Origin of the sequence: Pseudomonas sp. I2, assembly GCF_040984075.1 — a bacterium.
Taxonomy (GTDB): Bacteria; Pseudomonadota; Gammaproteobacteria; order Pseudomonadales; family Pseudomonadaceae; genus Aquipseudomonas; species Aquipseudomonas guariconensis_B.
Window position 1 is genome coordinate 20,489 of record NZ_JBCGFQ010000056.1, and the last position, 14,355, is coordinate 34,843.

Genomic DNA, 14,355 nt, shown 5'->3' on the forward strand with positions numbered 1-14,355 from the left:
CGGGATTATAGAGGTCGGTGCATCACCGGACAGCCAGATTTTTCGTACCTGACAATTCTGCCAGTTTCGAGCCGAGGGGAAAGGTGTTCCACTTGGACGAAAGAGGAGAGTTGCGATGAAAATCATGGAGCTCGAGCCTTCGCCGGTGTTTTTCCTGATTGATCGGGACACGATCAATCGCCAGTGGAGGCTGCATGCCGACAAAGCAACGGCAAAAAGCGAGAGAGTCTATTTTGACCGCATCACCGGCCCGGTCAGTAGGAAAATCAGGCTGGTGTGGCTGGGTTACCCATCGCTTCTCTATACCGATAAGCATATTGAAGTGAGCAAGCACCTGCTGAGTGACTTGGAGATGACCCTGACCCACGAAGCAGGCACAAGTCATGGTTGGGTCAGTGACATAAGCCAGACATGGCCCGGTGACGATAAGACCCTGTCGATCAAGGCCTTGCTGGGGGACAGTCGGTTACGCTACAGGACCTTGGACCTGGGGGCGCTGCGCCTGGAGTGGTCGAGTCCGGCCGAGTACACCTTTAATGGTAGCGATGCGGATCTTGCGTTTTTCAGAGGCTATTTCGAACGTCGGGGGCAAACGCTGTTGTATCGCCTTACGCCACCGTTGAACCCGCTCATGCATGATATATCGGTGCATTTCGAAAACGCTGGTAAGTTTTCGCCCTGGCTTTGGCTGTTCGGCGAGGACACGCGCGCTTTTGCAGCAGCACCGCCATCAGCAGAGATCGCCAGTGATTACAATGTGATCATTATTTCATCGTTGATGTACCCCGAGGTTTATAAAGATCTGCCGCCGAGCGATAGTCAATGGATCGCTTCGCTTTTGGCTCCGCCGTCATCGTTCGAATTCGAGGGCGGTGTCTTTGAAGCCAGCCTCTACAGTTACTGGGCATTCTATGCGGCTGGTACGGCGGCAACGCCACGATCGTCCGACGATGAGATAGCCGGTTTGACGAACACAATGGCCATCACGCCTCTGGTCCGCGCGATTGGCAGTTTCGATGCCAAGCAGGAACTTGTGCTTGAGCCTGCCGGTGAGGCCACCTTTGCTTTCGAAGGTGCCCATCTGGGGACGATGGGGCGTGAAAACGGTAGGCAGTACTACTTCCCGCCAGCGGCGCTGCAACCAGCCGCCGAACTGGAGCCTGACAACAAGACCGACCGCCCTGCCGCGCTGTCGGCGACGGTCCGGGAGCCTGTGACGGTGGATGTGATCAAGGCCAGCCGAGGTGAGAGCATTGCCTTCTCAACATTCATTTCCCGTTATGCGCCCCAGACGCATTTTTTCAAGGCCAAGGTGTCAGCAGGCAAACTGTCGCTGTCGCTATGGTACGTGAGCGCTGAATCCGATGAGCAAGTACAAGTTCCAGCCGACGAGCTCGAGTGGAAGATCGTTTCGGGCAATGGAAAGATCTCTCGGGCGGGCGTGTTCACGCCCGCCGCTGTCTTGCCCACTGCTTTCACTGCCGTGTGGGCGCGCGACCTGAGTGACACCCGGTTCATGTATTGGGCGTTCACGATCATTCCCGTCCCGTTGTTCTCAGCGGAGAAAGTGAGCGAGCTGTTCAATGAATGACCGCTCGCTGCTATCTGGCTTATGCCGGCTATCGCACCTGGTCTGGGTTGAGCGTGAGCGCGTCTTTTTCGAATGCATCGACGTCGATCACTGCCCGTCGGGCTCTTTCGGCTTCGTGCAAACGCTGGCCCTCGGCTGGCTGCAGGACACCGGCTGCGACGGCTTCGTCGATAGCCGATTGCCCGTTCGCTAGCCGTACCCCCCCCTCCTTGATGGCGTGGTGCAGCGTCTTGTGCAAAGGCCCGGTTTCATCCAGCAGGTCGCAGGCCCGCTGCAGTGCCGCCACCGGGTCGCCTTCGGCCTGGGGCCGGAAGCAACCGGTCAACAATTCTTCGAGCGCCGGGTCACCTTTGCTTCGGCCGATCAGCGCCGCCACCTCGGCGTCCAGCTCGTCGCTCGGCCCGGTATGCCGACGGCCGAACGGAAACACCAGGACGCGTAAGGCACAACCGACGAAACGGTTAGGGAAGTTATCGAGCAACCGGTCCAGGGCGTTTTCCGCCTGGCCCAGGCTTTCTTCCATGGCCCAGCGCAACAGGGGCTGCATGTGCTCGGGCGAACCCAGGTCGTGATAGCGCTTGAGCGCCGCCGAGCCCAGGTACAGGTGGCTCAGCACATCGCCCAGGCGTGCGCTCAGCCGTTCGCGGCGCTTCAGCGCACCGCCGAGCAGCATCATCGACAGGTCGGCCAGCAGGGCGAAGGCCGCGGCCTGGCGGTTGAGCGCACGGAAGTAGCCTTGGCTCAGGGCATCGCCAGGGACGTTCTCCAGGCGGCCCAGGCCGAGGTTGTAGACCAGGGTGCTGGCCGCGTTGCCGGCGGCGAACATGATGTGCTTCATCAGCAGCTCATCGAACTCGGCCAGCGCCTGCCCACGGTCCTCGCGCCCGGCCAGGGCCATTTCCTCGAGCACGAACGGGTGGCAGCGGATCGCGCCCTGGCCGAAGATCATCAGGTTGCGCGAGAGGATGTTGGCGCCCTCGACGGTGATGAAGATCGGCGCACCTTGCCAGTTGCGGCCCAGGTAGTTGTTCGGGCCCATGATGATGGCCTTGCCGCCATGCACGTCCATGGCGTGCTGGATGCACTCGCGGCCACGTTCGGTCAGGTGATACTTGAGGATCGCCGACAACACCGAGGGCTTCTCGCCCAGGTCCACGGCCTTGGCGGTGAGCAGGCGGGCGCTGTCCATCAGCCAGGCGTTGCCGCCGATGCGGGCGAGGGATTCCTGGATACCCTCGAAGGCCGCCAGCGGTACGTTGAACTGCTCACGGATGTTGGCGTACTGGCCGGTGACCAGGCTGGTGTACTTGCCCACCCCGGTGCCCACGGCAGGCAAGGAGATCGAGCGGCCTACCGACAGGCAGTTCATCAGCATCATCCAGCCCTTGCCGAGCATACCCTGGCCGCCGATGAGGAAGTCCAGCGGCACGAACACGTCCTTGCCGCTGTTGGGGCCGTTCATGAAGGCGGCGCCCAGGGGCAGGTGGCGCTTGCCGATCTCGACGCCGGGGGTGTCGGTGGGGATCAGCGCCAGGCTGATGCCCAGCTCTTCTTCCTCGCCCAGCAGGTGGTCCGGGTCGTAGGCCTTGAACGCCAGGCCCAGCAGGGTGGCGATCGGGCCGAGGGTGATGTAGCGCTTTTCCCAGTTCAGGCGCAGGCCGATGACCTCTTCGCCATTCCACTGGCCCTTGCAGACGATACCGGTATCAGGCATCGCACCGGCGTCGGAGCCGGCCAAGGGGCCGGTGAGGGCGAAGCAGGGGATTTCCTCGCCACGGGCCAGGCGTGGCAGGTAGTGATTGCGCTGCTCGTCGGTGCCGTAGTGCAGCAGCAGTTCGGCCGGGCCCAGGGAGTTGGGCACCATCACCGTGGAGGCCAGGTCGCCGCTGCGGGTGGCCAGCTTCATCGCCACCTGGGAGTGGGCGTAGGCGGAGAAGCCCTTGCCGCCGTATTCCTTGGGGATGATCAGGGCGAAGAAACCTTGATCCTTGATGTGCTGCCAGGCTTCGGGCGGCAGGTCCAGGTCCTGGCCGATCTGCCAGTCGCTGACCATGGCGCAGAGTGCTTCGGTTGGGCCGTCGATGAAGGCTTGTTCTTCGTCGGTCAGTTTCGGTGCCGGATAGTCGAGCAGGGTGTTCCAGTTCGGGCGGCCGCTGAACAGCTCGCCGTCCCACCACACGGTGCCGGCGTCGATGGCCTCGCGCTCGGTCTGCGACATGGGCGGCAGGGTGCGCTGGAACCATTCGAACACCGGGCCTGTGAATACCTTGCGCCGCCACTGCGGCAATGCCACCAGGGCGATCTTCAGTGCCAGCACGATCCACAGCAGGGTCAGCAGCCAGCCGGGGGCGCTGCTGAAAATGCCCATCAGCAGCACATAGGCCGCGAGGATGCCCAGGATCTGCAAGGGCGCCAGGCGCCGGTGCGTGAGGTACGCCGCGCCGATCACCAGCACCACCAACCACAACAGCAACATAATCGGTCCTCCTTGGAACCAGGGGCTTGAGCCGTCCCACAGAGCTTAGACGCAACGGCATGAAGGGTAGGGTCTGAACAATGACAGGGTGTGGTTGCTGGAGTTCTGTCGGGTTCGTCATTCTGGGGCTGCCTTGCAGCCCATCGCTGGCAAGCCCCACATGGACCGCGCCGTTGTTGGGGGCGGTGCCGAACCTGTGGGGCTGCCGGCGATGGGGCGCGAAGCGGTTCTCTGGAGTAGACTGGTCACCCTCCGCATTCACAAGGACAGGGTCATGCTGAAGATCTGGGGCCGCAAGAACTCGAGCAATGTGCGCAAGGCGCTGTGGATCGCCCACGAACTGGGCCTCGATTTCGAATCCATCGATGCCGGCGGCGCCTTTGGCGTGGTCGACGAGCCTCACTACCGGGCGCGCAACCCCAACGGCCTGGTGCCGATGCTCGAGGACGGCGACCTGGTGCTGTGGGAGTCCAACGCCATCGTCCGCTACCTTTGCGCCGAGTACGGCCAGGAGCAGGGCTGGTACCTGGACGATCCTCGCCAGCGCGCCCAGGCCGACAAGTGGATGGACTGGGCCACCTCGTCCTTCGCCGGCCCGTTCCGCCCGCTGTTCTGGGGCCTGCTGCGCACGCCCGAAGAGCAGCGCGACTGGGTGGCGATCAACGCCGCGCACAAGCAATGTGCCCAACTGCTGGCCATCGCCGATGAAACCCTGGCCCACCAGTCGTACTTGTCTGGTGACCAGATCGGCATGGGCGACATCCCATTGGGGAGTTTCATCTATGCCTGGTTCGAGATGCCCATCGAGCGCCCGGCCATGCACCACCTGGAAGCCTGGTACGAGCGCCTGACGGCGCGCCCGGCCTACCAGGCAGCGGTGATGACCGCGCTGACCTGATCGAACACCTCGGCTTCTTCGATAGTCATTATCAATAGACATGACTGTACTTGTGCGGCCAGGCCTTGCACCATTGGCTGCACTCACTGCGCCAGTGACTTTACCTGGCGTGTCCTGCACCTTTTTCTTCGGTAAGTGACCCGCTATGAGTTCCGCCCTGTCCATACGACAGTTGACCAAAACCTACGGCAATGGCTTCCAGGCCCTCAAGGGCATCGACCTGGAGGTTGCCGAGGGCGACTTCTTCGCCTTGCTCGGCCCCAACGGCGCCGGCAAATCCACCACCATCGGCATTCTCTCGACCCTGGTGAACAAGACCAGCGGCACGGTGAATGTCTTCGGCCACGACCTGGACCGCGAGCCTGCGGCGCTCAAGCGCTGCCTGGGCGTGGTGCCCCAGGAGTTCAACTTCAACCAGTTCGAGAAGACCTTCGATATCGTCGTCACCCAGGCGGGTTACTACGGTATCCCGGCCAAGCTGGCCAAGGAGCGCGCCGAACAGTACCTGACCCAGCTCGGCCTGTGGGACAAGCGCGACGTGCCATCGCGTTCGCTGTCCGGTGGCATGAAGCGCCGGCTGATGATCGCTAGGGCGCTGATCCACGAGCCGCGCCTGCTGATCCTCGACGAGCCGACCGCCGGGGTGGACATCGAGCTGCGCCGCTCGATGTGGAGCTTTCTCACCGAGCTGAACCAGAAGGGCATCACCATCATCCTGACCACGCACTACCTGGAGGAAGCCGAGCAACTGTGCCGCAACATCGGCATCATCGACCACGGCACCATCGTCGAGAACACCAGCATGCGCAAGCTGCTCGGCAAGCTGCACGTCGAGACCTTCGTCCTCGACCTCAAGCACGACTTGCCCGCCGCACCGGCGCTGGAGGGATATCCGTGCCGGCTGATCACCCCGCACACCCTCGAGGTGCAAGTGGACAAGGACATCGGTATCACCGCGCTGTTCGGCCAGCTGGCGCTGCGCAACATCGAGGTGCAGAGCCTGCGCAACAAGACCAACCGACTCGAGGAACTGTTCGTGGCCCTGGTGGAAAAGAACCTGTCGAAGGTGGCCGTATGAACCTGGAACTGCGCACCAACTGGGTCGCCCTCAATACCATCGTCTACCGCGAAGTCCGGCGTTTCCTGCGCATCTGGCCACAGACCCTGCTGCCCCCGGCGATCACCATGGTCCTGTACTTCGTGATCTTCGGTAACCTGATCGGCCGGCAGATCGGCGACATGGGCGGCTTCAGCTACATGGAGTACATCGTCCCGGGGCTGATCATGATGTCGGTGATCACCAACTCCTACGGCAACGTGGTGTCGAGTTTCTTCGGCAGCAAGTTCCAGCGCTCGATCGAGGAACTGATGGTCTCGCCGGTGTCGCCGCACACCATTCTCGTCGGCTATGTGCTGGGCGGTGTGCTGCGGGGGCTGGCCGTGGGGGTGATCGTCACCTTGCTGTCGCTGTTCTTCACCCAATTGCAGGTGCATCACCTGGGCGTGACCATCGTCGTGGTGCTGCTGACCGCGACCATCTTCTCGCTGCTGGGCTTCGTCAACGCGGTATTCGCGCGCAACTTCGACGATATCTCGATCATCCCGACCTTCGTGCTCACGCCGCTGACCTACCTGGGCGGGGTGTTCTACTCGATCAACCTGCTGCCGCCGTTCTGGCAGACCGTGTCGCTGGCCAACCCGGTGCTGCACATGGTCAATTCGTTCCGCTACGGCATCCTAGGGGTGTCGGATATCCGTATTGGCACGGCGATTACGTTCATGCTGGTGGCCACCGCGGTGCTCTACCTGCTGTGTGTCCGCCTGCTGGTCAGCGGCCGCGGCATGCGTGCCTGACAGCCGCTGCTTGCGCCGGCGCCACTGCCGGCCCACCCACCAGCGCCAGTACAGCATGGTCGCGAAGTAGGCGAGCACGCCCAGGACCACGCCGCAGACCACCGAACCGAGCAGGAACGGCTGCCAGACGGTGGCGAGCTGGGCGGTGATCCACTCGAAGGTCAGTTCGTCGGGGAGGGTGCGCGGTGGGATCTGCATCAGCCAGGCGCCGGTCATGTAGGTGACGAAGAACACCGGTGGCATGGTCAGCGGGTTGGTCAGCCACACCAGGCTGACCGCGATCGGCAGGTTGCCACGCAGCGGGATCGCCAGGCTGGCCGCCAGCAGCATCTGCATGGGAAGGGGGATGAGCGCTGCGAACAGGCCGACACCCATGGCCCGCGCCACCGAATGGCGGTTCAGGTGCCAGAGGTTCGGATCGTGCAGCAATCGGCCGAGAAAACGTAAGGACTTGTGTTCTCGAATGCTGGTCGGATCCGGCATGTAGCGTTTGAAAAGACGGCGCGGCATGTAGGCTCCCGGCGGGTCGAAGGCGCTCAGTATGCCCTGATTCCCGCACAGCCTCGTTCAGAGTTTGTGACAATTGTTGAGCGGGCTTTGTCGCCATTTCGTCTATGCCTCAGAAGGCGATTGTGCTTCTGGAGCCTTACCTCATGCGCACAGGGATGTTTGCGCTCGCGCTCGGGCTGTTGAGCCTGGGCTTTCTCCCCGCCTTGCCATCGGTCGGGTGGCTGCTCGTGCTGGCCCTGGCCGGCCTGGCATGCCTGTGTACGCGCGGCTGGCCGCTGGGCTGCCTGCTGCTGGGCCTGGCCTGGGCCTGCTGGTCGGCGCAGTTGGCACTGGACGATCGCCTGGCGGCGGAGCTGGATGGCCGTACGCTGTGGTTGGAGGGGCGGGTAACGGGCCTGCCGGCCCAGTCGGGGCGGGCCATGCGCTTCGAGCTGGACGAGGCGGTATCGCGCCGCGCGGGCTTGCCCCGGCGGCTGCAACTGAGCTGGTTCGACGGCCCGCCGGTCAAGGCTGGCGAACGCTGGCGGCTGGCGGTAACGCTCAAGCGCCCCCATGGCCTGCTCAACCCTCATGGCCCGGACCGCGAGGCGACCTTGCTGGCGCGGCGGATCGGCGCCACGGGCACGGTCAAGGCCGGGCAGTTGCAGGCACCGGCCACGGGGGCCTGGCGCGATGCCGTGCGCCAGCGTCTGCTGGCGGTGAATGCCCAGGGGCGCGAGGCGGTGCTGGCGGCGCTGGTGCTGGGCGATGGCGCAGGGCTTGCGCGTGAGCAATGGCAGGTGTTGCAGGCCACCGGCACGGTGCACCTGCTGGTGATTTCCGGGCAGCACATCGGCCTGCTGGCTGGGCTGGTGTATGGCCTGGTGGCCGGGGCCGCGCGTCTGGGCGCCTGGCCAAGGCGCTTGCCCTGGCTGCCTTGGGCTTGCGCCCTGGCAATGCTCGCGGCCCTGGGCTATGGCGCATTGGCGGGGTTCCAGGTACCGGTGCAGCGGGCGTGCCTGATGTTGGCGGCCGTGCTGCTGTGGCGCCTGCGTTTTCGCCATCTCGGTGCCTTGTTTCCCTTGTTGCTGGCGCTGGTGGGCGTACTGCTGGTCGAGCCGCTGGCCAGCTTGTTGCCGGGCTTCTGGCTGTCGTTCGCGGCGGTGGCGGTGCTGATCTACTGTTTTGGCGGCCGTCTCGGTGGCTGGCGGCCCTGGCAGGCCTGGAGCCGCGCCCAGTGGGTGATCGCCGTGGGCCTGTTGCCGGCCTTGTTGGCCTTGGGGTTGCCGGTCAGCCTCACCGCCCCGCTGGTCAATCTGCTGGCGGTACCCTGGATAAGCCTGGCCGTGCTACCCCTGGCCCTGCTGGGGACGGCGCTGCTGCCGCTGGCAGGGCTGGGCGAGGCGCTGCTGTGGCTGGCCGGTGGCTTGGTCGATCTGCTGTTTCGCCTGCTGGCCGTGGTGGCAGGCTGGCGCCCGGCCTGGACGCCTCCGTCCCTGCCGCTTTGGGCCTGGCTGTTGGTACTCGCCGGGGCGGTGCTGGTGTTGTTGCCTCGGGGCGTGCCTCTGCGTGGCCTGGGGCTGGTCATGCTGCTGGCCCTGTGGGCGCCTAGGGAACAAGTACCGCAGGGCCAGGTGGAGGTCTGGCAGTTGGATGTCGGCCAAGGCCTGGCGGTGCTGCTGCGCACCCGCAACCACAGCCTGCTCTACGATGCCGGCCCCGCCTGGGGCGACACCGACCTGGGCGAGCACGTGGTGTTACCGACCCTGCGCAAGCTGGGGGTGAGTCACCTTGACCTGCTGCTGATCAGCCACGCCCATGCCGACCATGCCGGTGGCGCGCAGGCCATTCATCGCGGCTTGCCGGTTGGCCGCGTGCTCGCTGGCGAGGCGATGGCGTTGCCACAGGCGTTGCAGGCACAAGCGTGCAGCAACGACCAGCGCTGGGAATGGGACGGCGTGCGTTTCTCGCTCTGGCGCTGGCCCGAAGGGCAGGGGAGCAACGATCGCTCCTGCACCTTGCTGGTCGAAGCCCAGGGCGAGCGCCTGCTGTTGGCCGGGGATATCGAGGCGGGTGCCGAACGGGCCTGGCTGGATGCCACCGGTGGGCCGCGTATCGACTGGTTGCAGTCACCGCACCATGGCAGTCGCAGCTCTTCCACCGAGGCTTTCATCCGTGCCACTGCGCCGCGTGGTGTGCTGATCTCGCGGGGGCGGAGCAATGGCTTCGGGCATCCGCACCCGCAGGTCATCGAGCGGTACCGGCGGCATGGGCTGGCGATTCACGATACGGCGGTGGACGGGGCACTGCGGCTGGTACTGGGGCGCCACGGCGAGGTCGAAGGGCTGCGGGCGCAGCGGCGTTTCTGGCGAGAGCCTTTCGGGCTTGCAGCCCGAAGCGACCTCCGGCAGATGAGCCCCCCTCGCGCCTATGGTAGAGTGGCGACCTTTTTCCAAGGGGATGTTCAACGTGTGGGAATTGGTCAAGTCCGGCGGTTGGATGATGCTGCCGATCATTCTGAGCTCCATCGCCGCCATGGCTATCGTCGCCGAACGCCTGTGGACCCTGCGCGCCAGTCGCGTGACCCCGCCGCACCTGCTGGGCCAGGTGTGGATGTGGATCAAGGACAAGCAACTGACCAGTGACAAGCTCAAGGCCTTGCGTGCCGATTCGCCGCTGGGCGAGATCCTCGCCGCGGGCCTGGCCAACTCCCGGCATGGCCGCGAGATCATGAAGGAATGCATCGAGGAGGCCGCCTCGCGGGTCATCCACGAGCTGGAGCGCTACATCAGCACCCTCGGCACCATCGCCGCCATGGCGCCGCTGCTGGGCCTGCTGGGCACGGTGCTGGGCATGATCGACATCTTCAGCGCCTTCATGGGCACGCAGATGACCGCCAATCCCGCGGTGCTCGCCGGTGGTATCTCCAAGGCCCTGGTCACCACCGCCGCTGGCCTGATGGTCGGTATCCCGGCAGTGTTCTTCCACCGCTTCCTGCAGCGGCGCATCGATGAGCTGGTGGTGGGCATGGAGCAGGAGGCGATCAAGCTGGTCGAGGTGCTGCAGGGCGATCGCGAAGTCGAAGTGGCCGGAGGCAAGGCGTGAAATTCCGGCGCAATCGGCAGCGGGAGAACGTCGACATCAACCTGGCGTCGTTGATCGACGTGGTGTTCGTGCTGTTGCTGTTCTTCGTGGTCACCACCACCTTCACCCGCGAGACCCAACTGCGCGTCGAGCTGCCCGAAGCCGCCAGTGCCGAGCAGGCGCCGCCGGAGGAGGGCAAGCGCCTGGAGGTCACCATCAGCGCCGATGGCGTGTACTCGGTCAACAACCACCTGCTGCCCAAGAGCGACCTGACCACCCTGGTCGAGGCCCTGCAACGGGAGTCTGGCGGCGACACCGAATTGCCCCTGGCGATCAGCGCCGACGGCCGTACCCCGCACCAGGCCGTGGTCACCGCGATGGATGCTGCCGGCAAACTCGGCTTCAGCCACTTGCGCATGACCACCGTCGAGGCGGCCCAGGGGACCCTCTGATGGCCTTCGCCGACCGCTTGCTCGCCGCCTGGTACACCGGGCACCCGGCCCTGGCCTTGCTGCGGCCGCTCGAGGCCCTGTACCGGCGTGTGGTGATGCGCAAGCGCGCACGTTTTCTCGAGGGTGGCAGCGCCAGCTACCGCGCACCGGTGCCGGTGATCGTGGTGGGCAACATCACCGTCGGCGGCACTGGCAAGACGCCGATGATCCTCTGGCTGGTCGAGCACTGCCGCCGGCAAGGGCTCAGGGTGGGGGTGGTCAGCCGTGGCTATGGCGCCAAGCCACCCCGCTTGCCTTGGCGCGTCGAGGCCGGCCAAGGCGCCGAACAGGCTGGCGACGAGCCGCTGCTCATCGTCCAGCGCACCGGCGTGCCGCTGATGATCGACCCCGACCGCTCCCGCGCCGTGCAGGCGCTGCTGGCCAGCGAGCCGCTGGACCTGATCCTCTGCGACGATGGCATGCAGCACTATCGCCTGGCCCGTGACCTGGAACTGGTGCTGATCGATGCCGCCCGCGGCCTGGGCAATGGCCGCTGCCTGCCGGCCGGCCCGCTGCGTGAGCCGGCCGAGCGCCTGCTGGAGGCCGACGCCGTGCTGTACAACGGCGCCGAAGCCGACCGCGACAACGGCTTCGCCTTCCGCTTGCAGCCCAGCGCCCTGGTCAACCTGCGCAGCGGCGAGCGCTGCGCCCTCGATCATTTCGCCGCCGGCCAGGCCGTGCATGCCGTGGCCGGCATCGGCAACCCGCGGCGTTTCTTCGACACCCTGCAGGGGCTAAACTGGCAGCCGGTGCCGCACCCTTTCGCCGACCATGCGCAGTTCAGCGCCGAAAGCCTGGCCTTCAGCCCGCCGCTGCCGCTGGTGATGACCGAAAAGGATGCGGTGAAATGCCGTGGGTTCGCCAGCGACGACTGGTGGTACCTGGCGGTCGACGCCGTGCCATCGCCAGCCTTCATTGCCTGGTTCGACAGCCAGCTCGCGCGCCTGCTGCCCACGCACCGGCAGCCCTGAATCATCGTCAATTTCCGGCCATTGGCCTCAAGGAAGCTTCCATGGACACCAAACTGCTCGACATCCTGGCCTGCCCGATCACCAAGGGCCCGCTCAAGCTCAGCGCCGACAAGACCGAGCTGATCAGCAAGGGCGCGGGCCTGGCCTACCCGATCCGCGACGGCATCCCGGTGATGCTGGAAAGCGAAGCGCGCACCCTGACCGACGAAGAGCGTCTGGACAAATGAGCCTGAACTTCACCGTGGTGATTCCCGCCCGCCTGCGTTCCACGCGCCTGCCGGGCAAGCCGCTGCTGCCGATCGCCGGCAAGCCGATGGTCCAGCACGTGTGGGAGCAGGCGCGCAAGAGCGGCGCCAGCCGTGTGGTCATCGCCACCGACGATACGAGCATCGTCCAGGCCTGCGAGGCTTTCGGCGCCGAAGTGCTGCTGACCCGCGCCGATCATGAGTCGGGTACCGATCGCCTGGCCGAAGTCGCCGCGCGCCTGGAACTGCCTGCCGACGCTATCGTGGTCAACGTCCAGGGCGACGAGCCGCTGATCCCGCCGTCGATCATCGACCAGGTGGCGGTGAACCTGGCGGCACACCCGGAAGCGGGCATCGCCACCCTGGCCGAGCCGATCCACGTGCCGCAAGCGGTGTTCAACCCCAATGCGGTCAAGGTCGTCAGTGACAAGAACGGCCTGGCCCTGACCTTCAGCCGCGCGCCGCTGCCGTGGGCGCGGGATGCCTTCGCCAAGGATCGCGACAGCCTGCCCGAGGCGGTGCCTTACCGTCGGCATATCGGCATGTACGCCTACCGCGTGGGTTTTCTCCAGGACTTCGTCGCCTGGGGCCCCTGCTGGCTGGAGCAAGCCGAGTCGCTGGAGCAGTTGCGTGCCCTGTGGCACGGCGTGCGTATCCATGTCGCCGATGCGCTCGAGGCCCCGGCCGTGGGTGTCGATACCCCCGAAGACCTGGAGCGCGTGCGGCGCTTGCTGGAGGCCTGATGCGCATTTTGTTCGTCTGCCTGGGCAACATCTGCCGTTCGCCGACCGCCGAAGGCGTGCTGCGTCACCAGCTCGAAGCGGAAGGGCTCGCCGCGCAGGTCCATGTAGCCTCGGCCGGCACCGGTGACTGGCATGTCGGCAAGGCGCCCGACGGCCGTACCTGCCGCGCCGCCCTGGCGCGTGGCTACGATCTGTCGCGTCAGCGTGCCCAGCAGGTCCAGGTGGCCCACTTCGGTGAGTACGACCTGATCCTGGCCATGGACAAGCACAATCTCGGTCATCTGCAGGCCATGCGCCCGCACACCGCGAGCGGCGAGCTCGACCTGTTCCTACGGCGCTACGGCGCCGCCCTGGATGAGGTACCGGACCCTTACTACGGTGGCGCCGAAGGCTTCGAGCAGGTGCTGGACCTGATCGAGGCCGCCTGCCGAGAGCTGGTCGTGGAAATCAAGGGGCGGCTATGACGGCGTGCTGGCAGGAGCGGGTGTCGCTCAAGCCCTACAACACCTTCGGCATCGATGTAACGGCGCGTTACTTCACCCAGGCGTGCAGCGACGAGGCGATACGCCAGGCCCTGGCCGAGGCAGGCGAGCGGCAGGTGCCGGTGCTGGTGCTCGGCGGTGGCAGCAACCTGCTGCTCACGCGTGACGTCGACGCGCTGGTGCTGCACATGGCCAGCCATGGCCGGCGAGTGTTGCACGACGATGGCGAGCGGGTGGTGGTGGAGGCCGAGGCCGGCGAACCCTGGCACCCCTTCGTGCAGTGGAGCCTGGCGCAGGGTTTCTGCGGTTTGGAGAACCTCAGCCTGATCCCGGGCACCGTGGGCGCCGCGCCGATGCAGAATGTCGGCGCCTATGGGGTCGAGATCAAGGATGTGTTCGCCGGGCTGACCGCGCTGGACCGGGAAACCGGCGAGTTGCGGGACTTCGGCCTGGAGGCGTGCGCCTTTGCCTACCGGGATAGTTTGTTCAAGCGCAACCCGGGGCGTTGGTTGATCCTGCGGGTACGCTTCGCCCTGACGCGTACATTGCAGGCACACCTGGACTACGGGCCGGTGCGTCAGCGCCTGGCTGAGCAGGGTGTCGAGCAGCAAGCGCCTGCGGCCGAGCAACCGGAAGTGGCCGAGCAACAGCCCCTGGAAACCACCGAGGAGCACAAGCCTCACCACGGTTGATGCCATCGGCTGAATGAAAAAGCCCCGCCAGTGCGAACTGGCGGGGCTTTTTCATCGGGGAAACCAAAGACCGAAAGCACAACAAGGCCCCCGTGGGAGCCGGCTTGCCGGCGATCGGCTGCGCAGCAGCCGCCTCGGTCAATACAGGTTCGGCTCCATCTCCAACTCGACACCGAACCGTTCCAGGATATCGGCCTGGATCCTGCGCGCCAGGTCATGCAACTGCGCCCCGCTCGCCTGGCCATAGTTGACCAGCACCAGCGACTGCAAGCGATGCACCCCCGCATCCCCTTCCCGGTACCCCTTCCACCAGTCTCTTATACACAAATCCGAGCCCAC

The 14,355-nt window shown here is 65.3% G+C and carries 13 protein-coding genes and 2 pseudogenes; 12 read left to right on the top strand and 3 right to left on the bottom strand.

All coding sequences use genetic code 11. The features are described 5' to 3' along the window. Nucleotides 1-115: 115 nt before the first annotated feature. Nucleotides 116-1,591 (top strand): hypothetical protein, encoded by a 1,476-nt coding sequence (locus WCE05_RS22345; protein ID WP_368816579.1) that lies wholly within the window; start codon nucleotides 116-118, stop codon nucleotides 1,589-1,591. 28 nt (nucleotides 1,592-1,619) lie between these two features. Here the strand turns inward: WCE05_RS22345 and WCE05_RS22350 are convergent, their stop codons facing one another. Continuing rightward, nucleotides 1,620-4,067 (bottom strand): acyl-CoA dehydrogenase, encoded by a 2,448-nt coding sequence (locus WCE05_RS22350; RefSeq protein WP_368816580.1) that lies wholly within the window; start codon nucleotides 4,065-4,067, stop codon nucleotides 1,620-1,622. A 274-nt stretch (nucleotides 4,068-4,341) separates the two neighbouring features. On the opposite strand from WCE05_RS22350, the gene WCE05_RS22355 reads away from it, so the two are divergent. The 3 genes from WCE05_RS22355 (at nucleotide 4,342) to WCE05_RS22365 (ending at nucleotide 6,819) form a co-directional block, all read left to right on the top strand. Further along, nucleotides 4,342-4,965, top strand: a complete 624-nt coding sequence (locus WCE05_RS22355; RefSeq protein ID WP_368816581.1) for a glutathione S-transferase — start codon at nucleotides 4,342-4,344, stop codon at nucleotides 4,963-4,965. A gap of 145 nt (nucleotides 4,966-5,110) precedes the next feature. Continuing rightward, nucleotides 5,111-6,043, top strand: a complete 933-nt coding sequence (locus tag WCE05_RS22360; RefSeq protein WP_225787070.1) for an ABC transporter ATP-binding protein — start codon at nucleotides 5,111-5,113, stop codon at nucleotides 6,041-6,043. Next, nucleotides 6,040-6,819 carry an ABC transporter permease gene (locus tag WCE05_RS22365; protein WP_225787069.1) on the top strand — a complete coding sequence of 260 codons (780 nt, stop codon included), beginning with the start codon at nucleotides 6,040-6,042 and terminating at the stop codon, nucleotides 6,817-6,819. The genes WCE05_RS22360 and WCE05_RS22365 overlap by 4 nt, the downstream gene beginning before the upstream one ends. On the opposite strand, the gene WCE05_RS22370 is transcribed toward WCE05_RS22365, so the two are convergent. After that, entirely contained in the window at nucleotides 6,703-7,329 is a 627-nt protein-coding gene (locus WCE05_RS22370; RefSeq protein WP_225787068.1) for a DUF2062 domain-containing protein, read from the bottom strand. The genes WCE05_RS22365 and WCE05_RS22370 overlap by 117 nt on opposite strands. A gap of 143 nt (nucleotides 7,330-7,472) precedes the next feature. On the opposite strand from WCE05_RS22370, the gene WCE05_RS22375 reads away from it, so the two are divergent. The 8 genes and pseudogenes from WCE05_RS22375 to WCE05_RS22410 form a co-directional block, all read left to right on the top strand. Further along, complete coding sequence (locus WCE05_RS22375) at nucleotides 7,473-9,953, top strand: DNA internalization-related competence protein ComEC/Rec2 (RefSeq protein ID WP_368816582.1); 2,481 nt, start codon at nucleotides 7,473-7,475, stop codon at nucleotides 9,951-9,953. After that, on the top strand, nucleotides 9,844-10,413 hold the full coding sequence (locus WCE05_RS22380; protein WP_225787066.1) for a MotA/TolQ/ExbB proton channel family protein: 570 nt from the start codon (nucleotides 9,844-9,846) through the stop codon (nucleotides 10,411-10,413). Before WCE05_RS22375 ends, WCE05_RS22380 begins: the two co-directional genes overlap by 110 nt. Further along, entirely contained in the window at nucleotides 10,410-10,844 is a 435-nt protein-coding gene (locus WCE05_RS22385; RefSeq protein WP_368816583.1) for an ExbD/TolR family protein, read from the top strand. The genes WCE05_RS22380 and WCE05_RS22385 overlap by 4 nt, the downstream gene beginning before the upstream one ends. Next, on the top strand, nucleotides 10,844-11,854 hold the full coding sequence (lpxK, locus tag WCE05_RS22390; protein WP_368816584.1) for a tetraacyldisaccharide 4'-kinase: 1,011 nt from the start codon (nucleotides 10,844-10,846) through the stop codon (nucleotides 11,852-11,854). The genes WCE05_RS22385 and lpxK overlap by 1 nt, the downstream gene beginning before the upstream one ends. A gap of 41 nt (nucleotides 11,855-11,895) precedes the next feature. Then, a complete protein-coding gene (locus WCE05_RS22395; protein WP_011532874.1) occupies nucleotides 11,896-12,081 on the top strand; it encodes a Trm112 family protein in 186 nt (61 codons plus the stop codon). Then, entirely contained in the window at nucleotides 12,078-12,842 is a 765-nt protein-coding gene (gene kdsB / locus WCE05_RS22400; RefSeq protein ID WP_368816585.1) for a 3-deoxy-manno-octulosonate cytidylyltransferase, read from the top strand. The genes WCE05_RS22395 and kdsB overlap by 4 nt, the downstream gene beginning before the upstream one ends. After that, on the top strand, nucleotides 12,842-13,306 hold the full coding sequence (locus WCE05_RS22405; protein ID WP_253103133.1) for a low molecular weight protein-tyrosine-phosphatase: 465 nt from the start codon (nucleotides 12,842-12,844) through the stop codon (nucleotides 13,304-13,306). Before kdsB ends, WCE05_RS22405 begins: the two co-directional genes overlap by 1 nt. Next, a pseudogene (locus WCE05_RS22410) lies at nucleotides 13,303-13,926 on the top strand (FAD-binding protein); the annotation flags it as partial. The gene WCE05_RS22405 and the pseudogene WCE05_RS22410, both read left to right, overlap by 4 nt. 228 nt (nucleotides 13,927-14,154) lie before the next feature. On the opposite strand, the pseudogene WCE05_RS22415 reads toward WCE05_RS22410, so the two are convergent. Next, a pseudogene (locus WCE05_RS22415) lies at nucleotides 14,155-14,355 on the bottom strand (hypothetical protein); the annotation flags it as partial.